Consider the following 15,425-nt stretch of genomic DNA (forward strand, 5'->3'; position numbering starts at 1 on the left):
AGCGTTCACATGACGGACAGTCAGTCTGAAAAAACTCTCGTTGTTCCCCCTGCGCATCCCGCCGCCGGGCATTCGCCCCAGGGCTGGATGAACGGCTTCCTCGGCATGATTATTTTCAGCGGCTCGCTGCCCGCCACGCGGGTGGCGGTGCTGGAGCTCGATCCGCTGTTTCTGACGGCGGTCAGGGCGGCGATCGCCGCCTTGCTGGCGCTGTGTGCGCTGCTGATCACCCGCCAGGCGCGGCCGACGCGGGCCGATTTGCCGCCGCTGCTGTTTGTGGCGCTTGGCGTGGTCATCGGTTTTCCGCTGCTGACGGCGCTGGCGCTGCAGCACACCACCTCGGCGCATTCGCTGGTGTATATCGGCCTGCTGCCGTTGGCGACCGCCGGTTTTGGCGTTTTGCGCGGCGGAGAGCGGCCCAAGCCCGCTTTTTGGGCCTTTTCCTGTATCGGGGCCGGGCTGGTGGGGGCGTTCGCGCTAAGCCAGGGGAGCGGCGGCGGCTGGCAAGGGGATGCGCTGATGATCGGTGCGGTGCTGCTGTGCGGCCTGGGTTATGCCGAAGGGGCGGTGCTGTCGCGCCGGATCGGCGGCTGGCAGGTGATCTCCTGGGCGCTGGTGGCGGCGTTGCCGTTGACGCTGGCGGCCACCTGGCTGGCGGCGCCGGCCGGTTGGCCTGCCGTCAGCGGCGCCGCCTGGCTGTCGCTGGTTTACGTCTCGGTGTTCAGCATGTGGATTGGGTTTATTTTCTGGTATCGCGGCCTGGCGCAGGGCGGCATCGCCGCCGTCGGGCAGTTGCAGCTGCTGCAGCCGTTCTTCGGCCTGGCGCTGGCGGGCTGGCTGCTGCAGGAAACCGTCCAGCCGATGATGATCGCCGTGATGGCCGGCGTGGTGGTTTGCGTGTTCGGCGCCAAGCGCTTTTCCCGCTAGGCGCCGCTGCCGGCGCAGGCCAGGATCACCTCGCCGAGCCGTTCCACCGCCTGTTGCACCTGGCGGTCGGCGTAACCGCCCAACCCCAGTACCAGGCCCGGCTCACCGTGGCCGGGCGCATACATCGGCGACACCGCCCGCAGCGCCAATCCGGCTTCGTTGGCCTGCTGGGCGACCCGCACGTCGTCGAGATCTTTCCTCAGCCACAGCACCATGTGCATGCCCTGATCGCAGGGCTGCACTATCGCCAAATCGGCGGGGATATGCGTGTTGATCGCCTCGATCAGCACCCGGCGTTTCTCGGCGTAGACGCCGCGCATTTTGCGGATATGCCGGTCGAGATACCCTTCGGCGATAAAGGCGGCCAGCACGTATTGATCCGCGCTGGGCGGATGGCGATCCATCAGGATCCTGGCGCCGCAAAAGGCGTCGACCAGCGGTGGCGGCACGATGGCGTAACCCAGCCGCAGCGAAGGGAACAGCACCTTGCTGAAGGTGCCGAGATAGAGCGTTCGCTCGGGCGCCAGCCCCTGCAGCGAAGGGAACGGGTGGCCGGCGTAGCGCATCTCGCTGTCGTAGTCGTCTTCCACGATCCAGGCCTGCCGCTCTTTGGCCCAGCCCAACAGGGCGCTTCTTTTCGCCATGCTCATCGGCATGCCCAGCGGATATTGATGGGACGGCGTGACAAAGGCGGCGCGGGCGTCGGCGGCCAGGCGGATACCGGCGGCGACGTCGATGCCGTCGGCGGCGACGGGCACCCTAATCATGCGCCGATCGCGAAACAGGCTGTCGAAAATGGCGGTGATGCCGGCGTAGGCGGGGTCTTCCACCCAGGCGCTGTCGCCGGCGTCCAGCAGGATCTGTGCGGCCAAATAGAGCCCTTGTTGCGTGCCGGAGGTGATGAGGATTTGCTGCGGCGTGCAGTTTACCGAGCGGGAACGGCGCACATAGTCGCAGATGGCTTCGCGCAGCGGCAACGCGCCCAGCGGATCGCCGTAGCCTGACGGGGCGCCGGGGCCGCGCGCTCGGATGCGGTTGCCGAGCCGCCGCCAGATATCGTCGGGCGCGGTATCGCCGATCGGCACCGAGACGGTGAACGGCACCGGCGGCAACGCCCGCGCCTGGGCGGCAAAGCGCGCCAGATGCTGCGCCTGTGCGGAAAGCGGCACGGCTGTGGACGGAGCGGCCTGCACCGTGGCGTGCGGCGTGCGGCGCGGCGCCTGATAGTGGGCGACCCGGGTGCCGGAGCCGGGCTGCGGTTCGAGAAAACCTTCCGCCGTTAGCTGAGCGAACGCCTCCAATACCGTGCCGCGCGCCAGATTCAACGCCGCCGACAGCCGGCGCGTCGAGGGCAGCAGGTCGCCCGCTTTCAGATCGCCCCGGTGGATGGCCTGGCGCAGGGCCTGCGCCAGCTGGTGGCTAAGTTGACCCGCCTGACGATCGAGCTCGCCGAGGGCGGGGACGTCAACGGCTTTGGCTGTTCTGGGCATGCATTCCGGCTCGCTTTGCAGTGCGAAAATGAGTATTCAGAGTAAACCACTCTGGCGTCACTCGCGAGCCTGTTGTCGTTCAGTTCAGCTCCCGCTGATTCAGCAGCACCCGATTCAACTCGCTGTTTTTGCGCACGTTCAGCTTGCGCATCGCTGAACGTTTGTGGGCGCTGATGGTTTTCTGGCTGCGCTGCAGCAGGCCGGCGATGCTGCAGGCGGACATGCCGCTGCTCATCAGACCCAGCACCTTTTTCTCACAGTGGCTCAGCGCGGCGAGGCGGCAGGCCTGGCATTTCCATATGTCGGCGGCGTGCAGCGCCATCCACGGCTGCTGAATGAATTTTTCCAGCGCCATCTGCAGCTTGAGGCGAATGGCGTAAACCGAGTCGCGCCGGTGGATGCTGAACAGCGGAGACAGGTTTTTCACCTGTTGCTGGGCCGTGTCGTCGAGGATCAGCAAGGTCAGCTGCCGCTGGCGCGGGATGCCGTAGGGGCTCCGGTAGCAGCAGGCGCAGCCCCAGCGCTCTTCCGGCGTGCGGAACACGATTTCGATGTTATCCAACGCCTGCAGCGCCAGCGGCGAGAACTGCGGGTACAGGCGTTGGCATTCGTTCAGGGAGTGCAGATAGTCCTGCAGCAGCAGACGCAGCCCCTGCTGGTAGAAGTTATCGCTGTCGAACAGCGTGAAGCGAATATCTGGCATGGGTGGCTCCTTAAAAGGCCGCGGCGCCGCGCCGGAGCGAACGGTGACGGCCAATCGCCGGCGTTCGCGCGCCGGTCGTTTTCCTGATTTCCTTGGGGCGGTGCGGGGCTTATTGGTACGCCAGCACAAAATTGGCGACGGAACTGAATTCGCCTTCGGTAAGGCTTTTATCTTTCATCGCGCTCGGCCGGGCCTGGACATAGGCGCTGAACCTCAGGGCGTTGGGGCCGTCTTGCAATGTCACCGCATCGGTCGGCGTGCCCAGATCAATCGCTTTGCCAGCACCGTCAAACAGCGCGATAGCGGCGCCGTTGGCGCCATTGTTGATCGCCAGCTTGCCCGGCAGTTCGGCATCTTCGGTGCCGGTAAAGGTGGCGGTGACCGATTTGAAAACGGCGGTTTTACAGTCGGTTAAGCGAATGGAAAATGACACGGGGTTGGTGTGGCCGTAGCGGTACAAGGTTTTGATCAACACCGTATCCATCTCGACGGTCTGGTGAAGAGACTGCGGGTCGATATTGCAGGGTCTGCTTACCACGGAGCCGAAAAAGTCTATTTCCTTATTTTCCGCCGCGACTGCGGAGGAAAATAGAAAACCGATGCCGCACAGAGCGGTGATTGTCCGATAGCTCTTCATCATCACCACCATTAAATATAATTAATCAGCAAGATTACGGTCTTGCGGAAATTGCCTTCCTGTCCTTCCCCGCTGGCCTGCAATGAGGCGCTGTAGGATTTTTGCACCTGATCGCGGCCACTCATGTCGGCAAAGCTGTCGAACTGATTGTATTTAATCCATTTGGGGTTGGAATTATCGTGGATGCGCAAGGTTGAACCATTGTCCATATTCAAGCCGGTAGCGTCGGTCAGCGTGCCGTTTTTCACCATGAAATTGGCCTCCAGCGCGAAGCTGTCGCTGCAGCCGTTTTTGCGGATCAAGATGCTGAAATCCTTGCTCGCTACGGTGCCCGCATTGGGTTTCCAGGTCGGGATCTCACCGAAGTCAACGCCTTCCGGGGTTGAAAGCTCCACCGAAGCGGCGCACTGGATCACCTTGATTTTATCCAGCCCGGTTAGGGTGAAACGGTAATTTTTTCCCGGGTGGACGTTGATGCCGCCTACGCCATCGAGCTGAAAAACGGCGATCTGACTGGCGCCCCCTGCGGTGATTTCTCCGGTTTTTTGCAAATAAACCTGATAGTTGACATGACCGAGCTCCCGTTGCTTGGGGGTACGAAACATATCGGTTTGTACTCGGGAGTTGATCAAGCCGAGATCCCGGCCGTTATAAATCACCCCCATGGCGATGCCGGCGGCGAACTGCCGGTTGTCCGGATTGGGATAGAAATAAACCCATTCCCCCTTGGGTTTGCTGGCGTGCGCCCAGCACATAACGTCGCGGCTCATCGGTTTAGAGGTCCAAAGCCGGCTGCCGACCGGTAAGGTGGCCGGTATGGTCAACCGGCCGATATCCTCGCTCTCTTCGGTAATGCCGTTCTCGGTATTCAGGTGGCATTCCAGCGCCTGAGCGCCGAACGGCGTCGCCAGGCAACCCAGCAACGCCAGGCGTTTATAAATAGACCAGCTGGACATGCACCACTCCTTTGAATTGGTTTGCTTCGATGAACGGACGGGTTGATTCCAATTGAGCGCTGAACCACAACGTATTGCCGCCCGGCTGCAATACATAGGGGGCGCCGGGTTGGTTGAGGGACAATGCACGGCCCCGTTGATCTTTCAGCCGCAGGCCAACGCCTTGTACGCCGCCGTGCAGCTTCAGCAACTGCGGATTGTCGGGATCGCTTTCACCGAGGAACACCAGCGTGGCGGCCTGCTCCCCCCGCAGGTAGAGCAGGCCGGCATCGCCATTGCGCATGCCGGCCGGATTGTCCGCCAGCGCCCGCGCGCCCAGCAGGCAATGGGTAAAGGCGAGACGAAAACGTACCGGCGCGCTTTGATCGCCGACACGCCGGAAGGCGAGCGTGCCGATCTCACCGAGATCGACCGACTGATCGCGGCTGTCCGGCGCCAGGCTGCAGGGAGAGCTCAGCAGAGCGCCCTGAAAACCGACGGTGCCGCTGGTGCCCTGAACCTCTCCCGGCGGAGAGGCCATCGCGGCGCCGTTGCCGAGCAGCAAGGCGCCGATCAGCAGAGGCCGCAGGCGGCCGGTGAAGTCAGCCATGGCGTATCTCCTTATTTTTTTCCGGGTGCGGCGGTGCAGAGGCTAGTGCTGCAGGTGAAGCGCAGCTCGGGGTGGCCGCCGAAATCATTGATATAGGTGACGACGAAGGCGTCGAACCCATGGTCGCGCAAACGCACTTTTTCGCTGGATTTGGGGGACAGCATCACCGGCTGAAAATCGCCGATCGCGCCACCGCCTTGTTTCTGCGTCTGACGGGCGATGCCGGTCAGCGTGATGTGGAACGGCGTCGGATTTTCGATGGTGAAACCGTCGGCGGTTTTGTGGAACACCAGCTGTTCTTGCCATATCTCACCCTGCGGCGCGACGATGGCCTTCGGGCGGAAGAACAGTTTGATCTGCGTTTGCAGCGCCAGCTGCATCACGTTGGCTTTGCTGCTTTTGGGCGGAATTTCACGCAAATTGAAATAAAACACAGATTCGCGATCTTGCGGCAATAGCTCGGCTTCCGGCGTTTTGGTAATGCGCACGACGCTGCGTTCTCCGGCTTCCACCCGTTGCAACGGCGGCAATACCACTAGCGGCGAAACGATCTTTTGATGTTGCGCATTCTCGATCCAGGCCTGAGCAAGGAAAGGCAACTCTTTGTTCTCATTGGTTATGTTAAGGCTGATCGATTTGGCGTCGCTCACATAGATGGCGCGCGTGCGATCCAACGCGATCGCCGCGTCGGCCGTCGAAGCCAGCGTCATCAACGCCAGGCTGCCCGCGGTTACTGCTATCGAATGTTTGTTCATGTTATGCGTCTACTCTCAATGTGTTGCGGATTACGGTTTGGCGCACGGCAACAGCAGCCGGTCCAGCGGTTTGGCGGCGCCTGGGATGGCGATGCGGCACTGACGGCGGCCTTCCCAGGCGACGTCCAACCGCTCTTCCGGTTGGACGCCGGTCAGATACACCGAGCCGCCGTCGTTCACCACCGCGATCTCCCGTCCGGTTGCACTCAGCACCGTGGCGCCGAACGGCGGTTCGCTGCCGTCCGCCAGTTTGATGGTGGCTAACAGCTTGCTGCCTTTCACCACCTCGAAGTGGCGATAACCGATGGCGCCTTCCGTCAGCGTGCCTTGCACCACCGCGCGCGTGGCTTCAACGTCGTCCGCCAGCTTGTTGACGTCGATGCGCGTATCGGTGTTGTAGTAGCTGGTGATGTCCGAGATCACCGCCAATCCGAAGCGGTTGCTGTAAGCGCGGCCGTTGTTGATCGGCACGCCGGCGACGCCGTTGGTATCCAGCATCATGCGGCTGCCGCCGTTGCCGGCGTTCTGGTGCGCGGCGACGCCGTGCCGGGTAGCGGTCAGGCCGCCGCGGAAAGTTCCGCCTATCGAGGAGTAACTGCCCTGCTGATAAGACGCGTTGGCGTTGAGCGTGCCGAACGACGCGTTATGGGTGTAGTAACCGCTCGCCGTCGGTTTGCCGGACTGGGTGACGCCGCTGCCGACCTGCCAGGTATTGTTGATGTCGCTGTTGTCGGTGTAGGTCGCCGTTTGGGTCACGTCGCGGTTATTGACCTGCAGCGCGTAGCCCAGACGGTTGTGCTCGCCGATAGGCACGGTGAAATTGAGCATCGCGCTATCGTCGGTGCGGCCCCGATAGTGAGTGCGATAGGCCGCCAACGAGGCGGTGATGTTGCTGATCCCGCCGAAGTCGAACAGCTTGCTGGTCGACATGCCGTAGCGGTTTTGCGCGCCTGCGTCCCAGTAAGTCTGGTGTGAGTAGGTCAGATAAGCGGTGATCGCCTGAGCGCTGTCCTCCGCCATAAAGGTTTTGCTGGCGGTGACGGTATACAACTCTTTTTGTCGGCCGCTGTAGCGATCGTCAATGTCGCCGTAGCGCGCCTGCAGGTACTGCGACATGGTCATAAATTTGCGCTGCGAAAAGCGGTAGCCGGCAAAGGTGATTTGGCCGTTGAGCTCGTCGAAACGTTTGGCGTAGTTGACCTTGAATGACATGCCTTTGGCGCTGGGTTCATCGGGCAGGCGCGCGATCGACTGCGTGGCGTCCACCGACAGGGCGCCGAACAGGTTCAGGTCGCGCCCCAGGCCGAGAGCCCAGGCGTTGTAATCGCCGCCGAGCAGCGCGCCGCCGTACAGCGACCAGGCGTTGCTCAAGCCCCAGGAGAAATCGCCGGCGGAGAACACCGGCCCTTGCGTGCGGTGATCGTAGGCAGACGGCTTGCCCAGCGCCACGTTATAGCGCACGTAGCCGGGGCGGGTCAGATAAGGAATGCTGGCGGTATCTACCTGAAAAGTGGAAACACTGCCGTCTTGTTCTTCCACTTTCACATCCAGTTTGCCGCGTACCGAGCTGCTGAGATCCTGAATGGCGAACGGCCCGGCGGGCACCGTGGTTTGATACAGCGTGCGGCCTTCCTGAGAGACGGTGATCCGCGCGTTGCTTTTGGCGATGCCGCGTACTTCAGGCGCGTAACCCTGCAGGTTGGGCGGCAGCATGCGCTCGTCGCTGGCGAGGTTGAGGCCGGTAAAACGGTAGGCGTCGAACACCGGCGAATTCAGGTAGGTTTCACCCAGCGTCAGCCTGGCGGCCTGCATCGGCAGCGCGCGGTATGCGTAGATCTGATTCCAGTCGAAATTGCTGTCGCGCCGGCCGTATTGTTGGTTGAAATCGGTCTGATAATCGGCGCGCAGGCGCCAGGCGCCCAGGTTGGCGCCCAACGTACCGTAGCTGCTGAGGCTTTCGGCGGTGCCGTTGTCGTGGTGCTGTTTACCGATTTGGCCGCTGAGATTGTAATCCAGCAGCACGCCGGGGATGCCATCGTCCCACTGCTCGGGCGGCGTCCAGTCGGGATCGGAGTATTTCATCCAGGCCTGCGGAATGGTGATCGCCAGCACGCCGCCGCTGATGCGATCGGAAACCGTTGCGCCTTTGATGCCGCGAATGTCGGCACACTGGTTGTCGCGCCACAGGGTGACTTTTTTGGCCGCTTCTTCTTTCAGCGCCATTTTTTCCACCAGGTCAGGCGGCAGGCACACCTGGCTGCCGCTCTTGTTATCCGGCGACGGGAAATACTGAATGCTGCGCTGGGGCAGCGTTTTCTGGTTGATTTTGATATCCAGCAGATAGGTGCCCGGCATGACGTAATCGGCGTCGGAAAAGCGGGATAAGTCCACTTTGCTGCGTTCGCCAATATCCAACACGTCGGTATTGAATTCCGTGGCGGAAAAGACCGGTTTTGCCCAGAGAACAGAGAGAATGACGATGATGGGCGTTTTTTTTATTGTCAGTAAAGACGTCATAGAATGATCACTCATGGCAAATCCGCGCCTAATAGCAGGTCATCCCGTAAGACCTGAATACGTAATGCTGTACAGCGTTCCTAACGAAAACCGGCTACAGATAAGACAGGGTGAATTTGGCCAATGAGCTGAAACCGCCCGCCCGTGCCCTGTCGGGGTGAATGCGCAGCTGGGCGCCAAAGCGCAGCGTGTTATCGCCGGCAACGATCAGATAATCCGCCGTCGTGCTGCCGAGCGGGATCGGGGTGCCGGCGTCGGTCAGCAACTCGATAGCCATGCCGCGCGCCTCGCCATGGACGGCGAGCCATTGCGGATCTTGGCTATCCGCGATGCCGCTGAAGGTGAGGTTGGCCGCGCGATAAATAAAATCGGGCTTTATCTGGCTGGCCAGTTCGCAGTTCACCAACCTGATGGCGAAGTGGCGGCGGCTGCCAATGAGGCTCGGCTGGGCATCTCGCCCGGCGTCGCTCATTGAAACCAGCCCGAAATCAACGGTTTGATCCAAACTGTCGCCGGCGATGTTGCACGGCGTTTCGACGATTTCGCCGCCCAGGCTGACTTTGCCGTGGCCCTGAGTTTTCGCCGTGGCGCTAGCGCTGCCGATGCTGAGCGCGATCAGCAATGCGCCTCGCCAATGGATGGTCATGCTGGCTTCTCCCTGTCGAGATCGGTTCCTTTGCCGGAGCCGGCGTCGTTAAGCATGGGGATGCCCGCGCCGGCATCCCCAACGAGGCTTACTGATAAGCCAGGGTAAAGTTCGCCACGCTGGTGAACTGGCCCGGCACGACGGCGCCGGAAGCGCTGTTGCCTTGCAGGTATGCGGCGAATTTCAGGGCGTTGTTGCCTTCGTTCAGGCCCTGGCCGTCCGTTGCGGTGCCCAGCTCAACTTCCTTGGCGTGCAGCTGGTCGTAAATCACGATGCCCGCGCCGCTGGCGGAACCGCTCAGCGCCAGCAATTTGCTGTTGACGGCATCCGGCGTGCCGGTGAAGGTCACCTTGACGTTTTTCATGGTGTTGAGCGCGCAGTCTTTCAGCTCAATGCTGAAGGGTTCGGCGCTGGATTTGCCTTCTTTGGCCAGGATGCGGCTGCTGATCTGGCCCATCGGGACGGTTTGATCGACGGAGTCCGGCGTGATGCTGCAAGGCGCATCGATAATTTCACCGCTAAAGGTCACGGTGCCGCTGCCCTGGTTCGGGGTCGGCGCCGCATGTGCAACGGGGGCGGTAGAAAAAGCAATGGCGGTCGCCAGCATTAATTTATTCAGTTTCATTTCTCAGGTTCCTGTAGAGAGTATTTAAATAAAAAGAAAAGCACACCTAAATCCCCGCAGAGCAGCAACGCCCTGTTAGCCGCACTGCGATGGGAGCCAGATCCTTTTGCTTTGGGCAATACGCACACTTTTCGTTATTTGCTTTTAATAACGAAATGGTTATGTGATGTTTGGTCGGTTTTATTTGATTTTAAAACCCGAATATCAGTATGGCGTTTTGCTGGGAATATTCTTGCAAACAATAGCATTACTTGGAAATAGATTTTGTTGAAATAACTCAAATTCAGAATATAAAACCAAAAGGAAAAAGTTAAATATAAGATCAAAAACCAATAGATCGTATGTAAATATTATCCAGAATAAATGACTGCATAAATAAGGTTATGCGAGATATTAGATCGACTGTAATAGCTGTTGCCCTACAATGCGCAATATCGCTTTGCTAATATTACGCTTTGACGAACATTGAAGAATTTTCTTTATGAAACAAAATGAAAAACATAAGCATTTGTTTTGTATGATTTTGTGTGGTTAGTTGTCCCTATGGCGTTCCACCGCCTATTCCTGGGTTGTCGAAGGGGTGTTAACAAAAAAATAACAACAAGGCAGAGGGAAGATTATTCTTATCAGATGCTATTTTTTGGACGCGCTTATGTTATTTAACCCATTGTGATTAACCAGAAAAGGGCAGGTGATGCCGTAGGCATTACATAATAATGACCTAAGTGATAATCAAAGGATGAACGATGGAATGATTACTGCGATTAATGCATTTAACAGATGTAAGGCGCATGCGTTGACAATGTTGGTAATTATGTATTCGCGGTTCGTTATGGGATTGTTTAAACATCTTCATATCATGATAACCATGAAAAAAATTGCACAGAAAAATCCTAGTGAAAAATCCGAGGAACAATGCATGACATTTTATCGGCAAAGGTTGGATTTATTAATAAATATTCATTCGCGCGGTGATAGGCAGCGCCAGGTCTATTTTATCGGAACAACGTCGTTTGCGCGGACGCCGCCGTGATTTATGCCCCTGCGCATCACTGACGTGCAGTCATGAACGGGGGCTCAGCAGTAACCACTCAGGAGGAATGCTATGGCCAAGGTGCCGAAAACGTTTGAAAGTAGAAAATCGCTGATGCTGGATGTGTTGCGGGGATTGTGCCGGGATCTTGTGGAAGGGGCCGGGGGCCTGCATCCCCCGCCGGAGCAGTGGCCGAAGACGCGCGAGCTGGCGGATAAATGCGGCGAAAACATTTATACCACCCGCACCCTGCTGCTGGCGCTGGAAAAGGAGGGCAAGGTCCGCTGCACCCACCGCAGCATCAACAATTCTCTACGCTGGTACAGCTGCGACGAACAGGCAGCGATAAAAAAAGAGTGATTCGACCCTGGCGGTCGCTTTTGACTATTCCTACAGCTAATCATTAGTAAAATTTATTATTTGACGGGGCGTTTTGCTCCGTCAATCCTCCTCTCCGCTCGCTGCCATCCGCACAGGCATTGCTAATATGTTTTTTGCGGCCATATACTTATCGCTCAGACGGGAACAGGTGTAGGGAGCCGGCATCGTAATGAAGGAAAAGAAAGACATACTGAGATTGGATGATATTCATTATCAAATAGACAACCAGGTGATCCTGGACTCCGTCTCTTTCACGCTGGGTGAAGGCGAGTTCAAACTGATCACCGGGCCTTCCGGCTGCGGGAAAAGCACCCTGCTGAAAATCATCTCTTCCTTAATGGATCCGACCAGCGGAAACCTCTATTTCGACGGACGAGCGATCGCCGAGATGTCGCCGGAGGCGTATCGCAAACAGGTTTCTTACTGCTTCCAGACGCCGGCGCTGTTCGGCAATACGGTTTACGACAATCTGGCGCTGCCCTACCAGATCCGTCAACAGTCGCCGGATGAACGAAAAATGCAGGCCGATCTGGCGCGTTTCGGGCTGCCGGAGGCGATGCTGACCAAAAGCATCAATGAGCTGTCCGGCGGGGAGAAGCAGCGCGTGTCCCTGATCCGCAACCTGCAGTTTATGCCCCGGGTGCTGTTGCTCGATGAGATCACCAGCGCGCTGGACGAGGAAAATAAGCGCAACGTCAATGAGATAGTGCATCAGCTGGTGGCGGAGCACCGGCTGGCGGTGCTGTGGGTGACGCACGATACCGAAGAGATAGCGCATGCGGACGAGGTGATCACCCTGCGCGCGCACGGCGCCGAGCAACAGGAGCAACAGCATGAATCAGCATAACATCACCAACGAATCCTTAGGCTTGTCGATGATCCTGGTGGTGGTCGCCATTCTGATCAGCCACCGGGAAAAGCTGGCGCTGGAAAAGGACATTATCTGGAGCATCTGCCGCGCGGTGGTGCAGCTGATCATCGTCGGCTACGTGCTGAAGTACATTTTCGATCTGGATAACGCGGTGCTCACCGTGTTGATGGTGCTGTTCATCTGCTTTAACGCGGCCTACAACGCCAAGAAACGCAGCAAGTACGTCGAACACGCGTTCGTGACGTCGTTTATCGCCATCACCACCGGCGCGGTGCTGACGCTGGCGGTGCTGGTCTTGACTGGCTCCATCGAATTTACGCCGATGCAGGTAATCCCCATCTCCGGGATGATCGCCGGTAACGCCATGGTGGCGGTGGGATTGTGCTACACCAACCTCGGCCAACGTTTCAAAAGCGAACAGCAGAAGATTCAGGAGATGCTCAGCCTGGGGGCGACGCCCAAGTTCGCTTCGGCGGCGCTGATCCGCGACAGCATCCGCGCTTCGCTGATCCCGACCGTGGACTCGGCGAAAACCGTTGGGCTGGTCAGCCTGCCGGGCATGATGTCCGGGCTGATCTTCGCCGGCATCGACCCGGTGAAAGCAATCAAATACCAGATTATGGTGACCTTCATGCTGCTTTCCACCGCCAGCCTGTCGACCATCATCGCCTGCTATCTGGCCTACCGTAAGTTTTACAACGCGCGCCACCAGCTGGTGGTCGGCAACCTGAAGTAACGCCATGAAAAACGGCCTCCGCGGAGGCCGTTTTTTTACCCTTGCAGCAGGGCGATGCTCTGGCGGATTTCCCGTTCGATATCCGCCTCGCTCCAGCTGTCCAGCTGCGAAGAGAAGGGCTCGAAGGCATAGACGCCGGTGTAGCCCAGGCGTTCCAGGTTTTGCACCTGGCGACGGCTCTCCAGCCGATCGCCCTCGCTCAACATGATGCGCTCTTCGTCGCTCAGCGCGCCTTTATCCCGCCCATCCTCCACGCCGGACAGATGCACCAGGCCGATCTGCGCCACCTGGATCTGCGCGTCGAAGTCGGCCTGCGCCACACCGCTTAAATAGTGGTGGAAAGTATCGAGCACGATGCGGTACGGCGCGCCCGAATCGCGGATGAGCGCCTGGGTCAGCAGCGACGATCGCAGCGAGCTGATGCCGAAGCCCAGCGGCTCGACGTACCCCTGCACGCCATAGCGGGCAAACAGCGGCGCCAGCAGCCGCAGCGCGGCGAGGGTGTCGTCGCGTTTTTGCTGCTCGCTGCGCGTGTCATCGGCGCTGCAGTGCGGGCATAGCACCAGCGCCCGGCTGTGGATGGCCTGCGCCTGCGCCAGCAACGCTTCGGCGCGCTGCTGCAGCGCCGCCGGGTTGTCCATCAGATTGAACATGCCGAGGGCGTTGATCGTGACGATCTCGATGCCGTATTGCGCAGCGAGCGCATTGAGCTGCGCGTCGCTCAGATCGTCGGTCACCTTGCCGCTGGGCATATCGTTGCGCAGCTCAACCTTACTGAGCCCGCAGCGTTTCACCAGGCGGAAAAAACTGTCCAGATCGAGATTCGGCGCGATCTTGCGGTTAATGCAGAAGCGGTCCAGTGCAATGGTCATGAGGCATTACTCCAGCGGTCAGGGTTGAGAGATCAGGATTTGCCGTTTTCCAGCGGCAGCGGCTTGCCGTCGGGCAGGGGGTGGCGGTGGCGTTTGGCCAGCACTACCTGCTCCATTTTTTCCAGCGAGACGCCTTTGGTTTCCGGAATATAGCTGCCGATGAACCAGTAGCTGAACAGGCAGCAGGCGGCGAAGATCCACATCGGGAAGGCGCCGTGGAAATGCGAGAACAGGTAAGGGTGGTCGTTGATCATCGGGAACGACTGCGACACCGCGAAGTTGGCGACCCACATGCAGCCGACGGCGATGCTCATCCCCTGCGCGCGCATGCGGTTCGGGAAGATTTCCGACACCAGCACCCAGGCGCCGACGCCCCAGGACAGCGCATAAAACACCATGAAGAACAGCATGCCGAACAGCGCGAAATAGCCGGTGGCCTGGGTGTAGAGCGCGTACGAAGTGAGCAGCAGGCCGGCGATGGCGCCCAGCGTGCCGTAACGCATCAGCGGAATGCGGCCCATGCGATCCATCAGCATGGCGCCGATGACCGAACCGACCAGCTGCAGCACGCCGATCCAGATGGTCTGAAACAGCGCTTCCTGCGCGTTTTCGGTGACGGTTTTCAGCACCACCGGCGCGTAGTACATCATCACGTTGACGCCGGTCACCTGCTGCAGCATGGCGATCATGCAGCCGACGAACAGGATGAAACGCACCCGCACATCGCCGTAGTTCAGCTTCCGATGCCGCTGCTGTTGATCCTGCTGCAGCGAGTCTTTGATTTCTTTCAGCAGATTCTGCGCGTGGGCGGCGTTGGAAACCTTGGTCAACATCGCCAGCGCCTGATCGTCGCGGCCCATCATCACGTTCCAGCGCGGCGACTCAGGAATGACGAACACCAGGATGCAGAACAGAATGCAGGGGATGACGCCCGAGGCGAACATCCAGCGCCAGCCCATTTCCACCAGCCAGGCTTCGCTGGCGAGGCTGGCGATTTTGAAGTTGACGTAGAAAATCACGATCTGGCCGAACACGATGGCGAACTGCTGCATGCTGAGCGCGCGCCCGCGCATGTCCTTTGGCGACACTTCCGACATGTACATCGGCGACACGGTGGCGGCGATGCCGACCGCCAGCCCGCCGATGATGCGGTAGATGACGAACCAGGTGAAGGTCGGGGCCAAGGCTGCGCCGACGGCGGAAACGGTGAACAGCAGCGCCGCCAGCATCAGCGCCTTTTTACGGCCCCAGCGCGCCGCCAGCGGCCCGGCGGCGAAGGCGCCGACCACGCAGCCGATCACCACGTTGGAGACCGCCCAACCGGTTTCGGCCGGGCTGAGATTGAAATAGGTTTTCAGCGCTTCGATCGCGCCGGAGATCACGGCGGTATCGTAGCCGAACAGAATGCCGCCCAAGGCGGCGATGCCGCAAATTCGCAATATGTAGCCGGTATTGTGCTTACGCTGATATGACATGTGTTGCTCCGATTTTTATCCTGGCTTCCGTCCGCACGGTTGGGTTATCGGGAAGAGGGCGAGCGGAAGGGTGTGAACCGTGCCTGTCATCAAGGCGATGTCGTCGATAAATGCTGGAACAAACAAGAACATTTATTTCATAATTAGTGAATAATGGAATATTGATTTTTAGATCCAGTTCAAAAAAAACCGTCACGCGCGATCCGGGCGCC

Annotated in this window: 15 protein-coding genes; 4 read left to right on the forward strand and 11 right to left on the reverse strand. The window is 59.2% G+C overall.

Features of this window, described 5'->3' with window-relative positions; all coding sequences use genetic code 11:
* Positions 1-9 precede the first annotated feature (9 nt).
* A complete protein-coding gene (locus ACJ8HN_RS22480) occupies positions 10-927 on the forward strand; it encodes a DMT family transporter (protein WP_048322019.1) in 918 nt (305 codons plus the stop codon).
* Here the strand turns inward: ACJ8HN_RS22480 and pdxR are convergent.
* The 9 genes from pdxR to ACJ8HN_RS22525 all read right to left on the reverse strand — a co-directional run bounded on the left by pdxR (position 924) and on the right by ACJ8HN_RS22525 (position 9,845).
* Positions 924-2,417 (reverse strand): MocR-like pyridoxine biosynthesis transcription factor PdxR, encoded by a 1,494-nt coding sequence (pdxR, locus tag ACJ8HN_RS22485; protein WP_442523983.1) that lies wholly within the window; start codon positions 2,415-2,417, stop codon positions 924-926. The two genes, ACJ8HN_RS22480 and pdxR, sit on opposite strands and share 4 nt — an antisense overlap.
* Positions 2,418-2,496: 79 nt before the next feature.
* A complete protein-coding gene (locus ACJ8HN_RS22490) occupies positions 2,497-3,120 on the reverse strand; it encodes a helix-turn-helix transcriptional regulator (RefSeq protein WP_033649366.1) in 624 nt (207 codons plus the stop codon).
* Positions 3,121-3,229: 109 nt separating this feature from the next.
* Positions 3,230-3,769: a fimbrial protein gene (locus tag ACJ8HN_RS22495; protein ID WP_086556970.1), complete on the reverse strand. Its 540-nt coding sequence runs from the start codon at positions 3,767-3,769 to the stop codon at positions 3,230-3,232.
* On the reverse strand, positions 3,769-4,713 hold the full coding sequence (locus ACJ8HN_RS22500) for a fimbrial protein (RefSeq protein WP_060446112.1): 945 nt from the start codon (positions 4,711-4,713) through the stop codon (positions 3,769-3,771). Before ACJ8HN_RS22500 ends, ACJ8HN_RS22495 begins: the two co-directional genes overlap by 1 nt.
* A complete protein-coding gene (locus ACJ8HN_RS22505) occupies positions 4,691-5,302 on the reverse strand; it encodes a fimbrial protein (protein ID WP_033654468.1) in 612 nt (203 codons plus the stop codon). Before ACJ8HN_RS22505 ends, ACJ8HN_RS22500 begins: the two co-directional genes overlap by 23 nt.
* An 11-nt stretch (positions 5,303-5,313) precedes the next feature.
* A complete protein-coding gene (locus ACJ8HN_RS22510; protein WP_101427522.1) occupies positions 5,314-6,057 on the reverse strand; it encodes a fimbrial biogenesis chaperone in 744 nt (247 codons plus the stop codon).
* Positions 6,058-6,087: 30 nt separating this feature from the next.
* Positions 6,088-8,589, reverse strand: a complete 2,502-nt coding sequence (locus tag ACJ8HN_RS22515; protein WP_060446113.1) for a fimbria/pilus outer membrane usher protein — start codon at positions 8,587-8,589, stop codon at positions 6,088-6,090.
* A gap of 79 nt (positions 8,590-8,668) precedes the next feature.
* Positions 8,669-9,220: a fimbrial protein gene (locus tag ACJ8HN_RS22520; RefSeq protein WP_033649363.1), complete on the reverse strand. Its 552-nt coding sequence runs from the start codon at positions 9,218-9,220 to the stop codon at positions 8,669-8,671.
* An 88-nt stretch (positions 9,221-9,308) separates the two neighbouring features.
* Complete coding sequence (locus ACJ8HN_RS22525) at positions 9,309-9,845, reverse strand: fimbrial protein (RefSeq protein WP_442523984.1); 537 nt, start codon at positions 9,843-9,845, stop codon at positions 9,309-9,311.
* 1,105 nt (positions 9,846-10,950) lie between these two features.
* Between ACJ8HN_RS22525 and ACJ8HN_RS22530 the strand changes: the two genes are divergently transcribed.
* The 3 genes from ACJ8HN_RS22530 to fetB all read left to right on the forward strand — a co-directional run bounded on the left by ACJ8HN_RS22530 (position 10,951) and on the right by fetB (position 12,866).
* Entirely contained in the window at positions 10,951-11,238 is a 288-nt protein-coding gene (locus tag ACJ8HN_RS22530; RefSeq protein WP_033649362.1) for a FaeA/PapI family transcriptional regulator, read from the forward strand.
* A 190-nt stretch (positions 11,239-11,428) separates the two neighbouring features.
* Positions 11,429-12,106 (forward strand): iron efflux ABC transporter ATP-binding subunit FetA, encoded by a 678-nt coding sequence (gene fetA / locus ACJ8HN_RS22535; protein WP_033636353.1) that lies wholly within the window; start codon positions 11,429-11,431, stop codon positions 12,104-12,106.
* Positions 12,093-12,866 carry an iron efflux ABC transporter permease subunit FetB gene (fetB, locus tag ACJ8HN_RS22540; RefSeq protein WP_033636352.1) on the forward strand — a complete coding sequence of 258 codons (774 nt, stop codon included), beginning with the start codon at positions 12,093-12,095 and terminating at the stop codon, positions 12,864-12,866. Before fetA ends, fetB begins: the two co-directional genes overlap by 14 nt.
* 35 nt (positions 12,867-12,901) lie before the next feature.
* Here the strand turns inward: fetB and ACJ8HN_RS22545 are convergent, their stop codons facing one another.
* Together ACJ8HN_RS22545 and ACJ8HN_RS22550 are read right to left on the reverse strand one after the other, a co-directional pair.
* Positions 12,902-13,738 (reverse strand): TIM barrel protein, encoded by an 837-nt coding sequence (locus ACJ8HN_RS22545; RefSeq protein ID WP_033649361.1) that lies wholly within the window; start codon positions 13,736-13,738, stop codon positions 12,902-12,904.
* Between the two features lie 32 nt (positions 13,739-13,770).
* Complete coding sequence (locus ACJ8HN_RS22550) at positions 13,771-15,213, reverse strand: sugar porter family MFS transporter (protein ID WP_442523986.1); 1,443 nt, start codon at positions 15,211-15,213, stop codon at positions 13,771-13,773.
* Between the last annotated feature and the right edge of the window lie 212 nt (positions 15,214-15,425).

The organism is Serratia sp. CY29653 (assembly GCF_052169255.1).
Classification (GTDB): domain Bacteria; phylum Pseudomonadota; class Gammaproteobacteria; order Enterobacterales; family Enterobacteriaceae; genus Serratia; species Serratia sarumanii.

Bases quoted from the DNA above. Each gene is read 5' to 3' on its own strand.
- ACJ8HN_RS22480 (WP_048322019.1), top strand. From the start codon at position 10: ATGACGGACAGTCAGTCTGAAAAAACTCTCGTTGTTCCCCCTGCGCAT.
- pdxR (WP_442523983.1), bottom strand. From the start codon at position 2,417: ATGCCCAGAACAGCCAAAGCCGTTGACGTCCCCGCCCTCGGCGAGCTC.
- ACJ8HN_RS22490 (WP_033649366.1), bottom strand. From the start codon at position 3,120: ATGCCAGATATTCGCTTCACGCTGTTCGACAGCGATAACTTCTACCAG.
- ACJ8HN_RS22495 (WP_086556970.1), bottom strand. From the start codon at position 3,769: ATGGTGGTGATGATGAAGAGCTATCGGACAATCACCGCTCTGTGCGGC.
- ACJ8HN_RS22500 (WP_060446112.1), bottom strand. From the start codon at position 4,713: ATGTCCAGCTGGTCTATTTATAAACGCCTGGCGTTGCTGGGTTGCCTG.
- ACJ8HN_RS22505 (WP_033654468.1), bottom strand. From the start codon at position 5,302: ATGGCTGACTTCACCGGCCGCCTGCGGCCTCTGCTGATCGGCGCCTTG.
- ACJ8HN_RS22510 (WP_101427522.1), bottom strand. From the start codon at position 6,057: ATGAACAAACATTCGATAGCAGTAACCGCGGGCAGCCTGGCGTTGATG.
- ACJ8HN_RS22515 (WP_060446113.1), bottom strand. From the start codon at position 8,589: ATGAGTGATCATTCTATGACGTCTTTACTGACAATAAAAAAAACGCCC.
- ACJ8HN_RS22520 (WP_033649363.1), bottom strand. From the start codon at position 9,220: ATGACCATCCATTGGCGAGGCGCATTGCTGATCGCGCTCAGCATCGGC.
- ACJ8HN_RS22525 (WP_442523984.1), bottom strand. From the start codon at position 9,845: ATGAAACTGAATAAATTAATGCTGGCGACCGCCATTGCTTTTTCTACC.
- ACJ8HN_RS22530 (WP_033649362.1), top strand. From the start codon at position 10,951: ATGGCCAAGGTGCCGAAAACGTTTGAAAGTAGAAAATCGCTGATGCTG.
- fetA (WP_033636353.1), top strand. From the start codon at position 11,429: ATGAAGGAAAAGAAAGACATACTGAGATTGGATGATATTCATTATCAA.
- fetB (WP_033636352.1), top strand. From the start codon at position 12,093: ATGAATCAGCATAACATCACCAACGAATCCTTAGGCTTGTCGATGATC.
- ACJ8HN_RS22545 (WP_033649361.1), bottom strand. From the start codon at position 13,738: ATGACCATTGCACTGGACCGCTTCTGCATTAACCGCAAGATCGCGCCG.
- ACJ8HN_RS22550 (WP_442523986.1), bottom strand. From the start codon at position 15,213: ATGTCATATCAGCGTAAGCACAATACCGGCTACATATTGCGAATTTGC.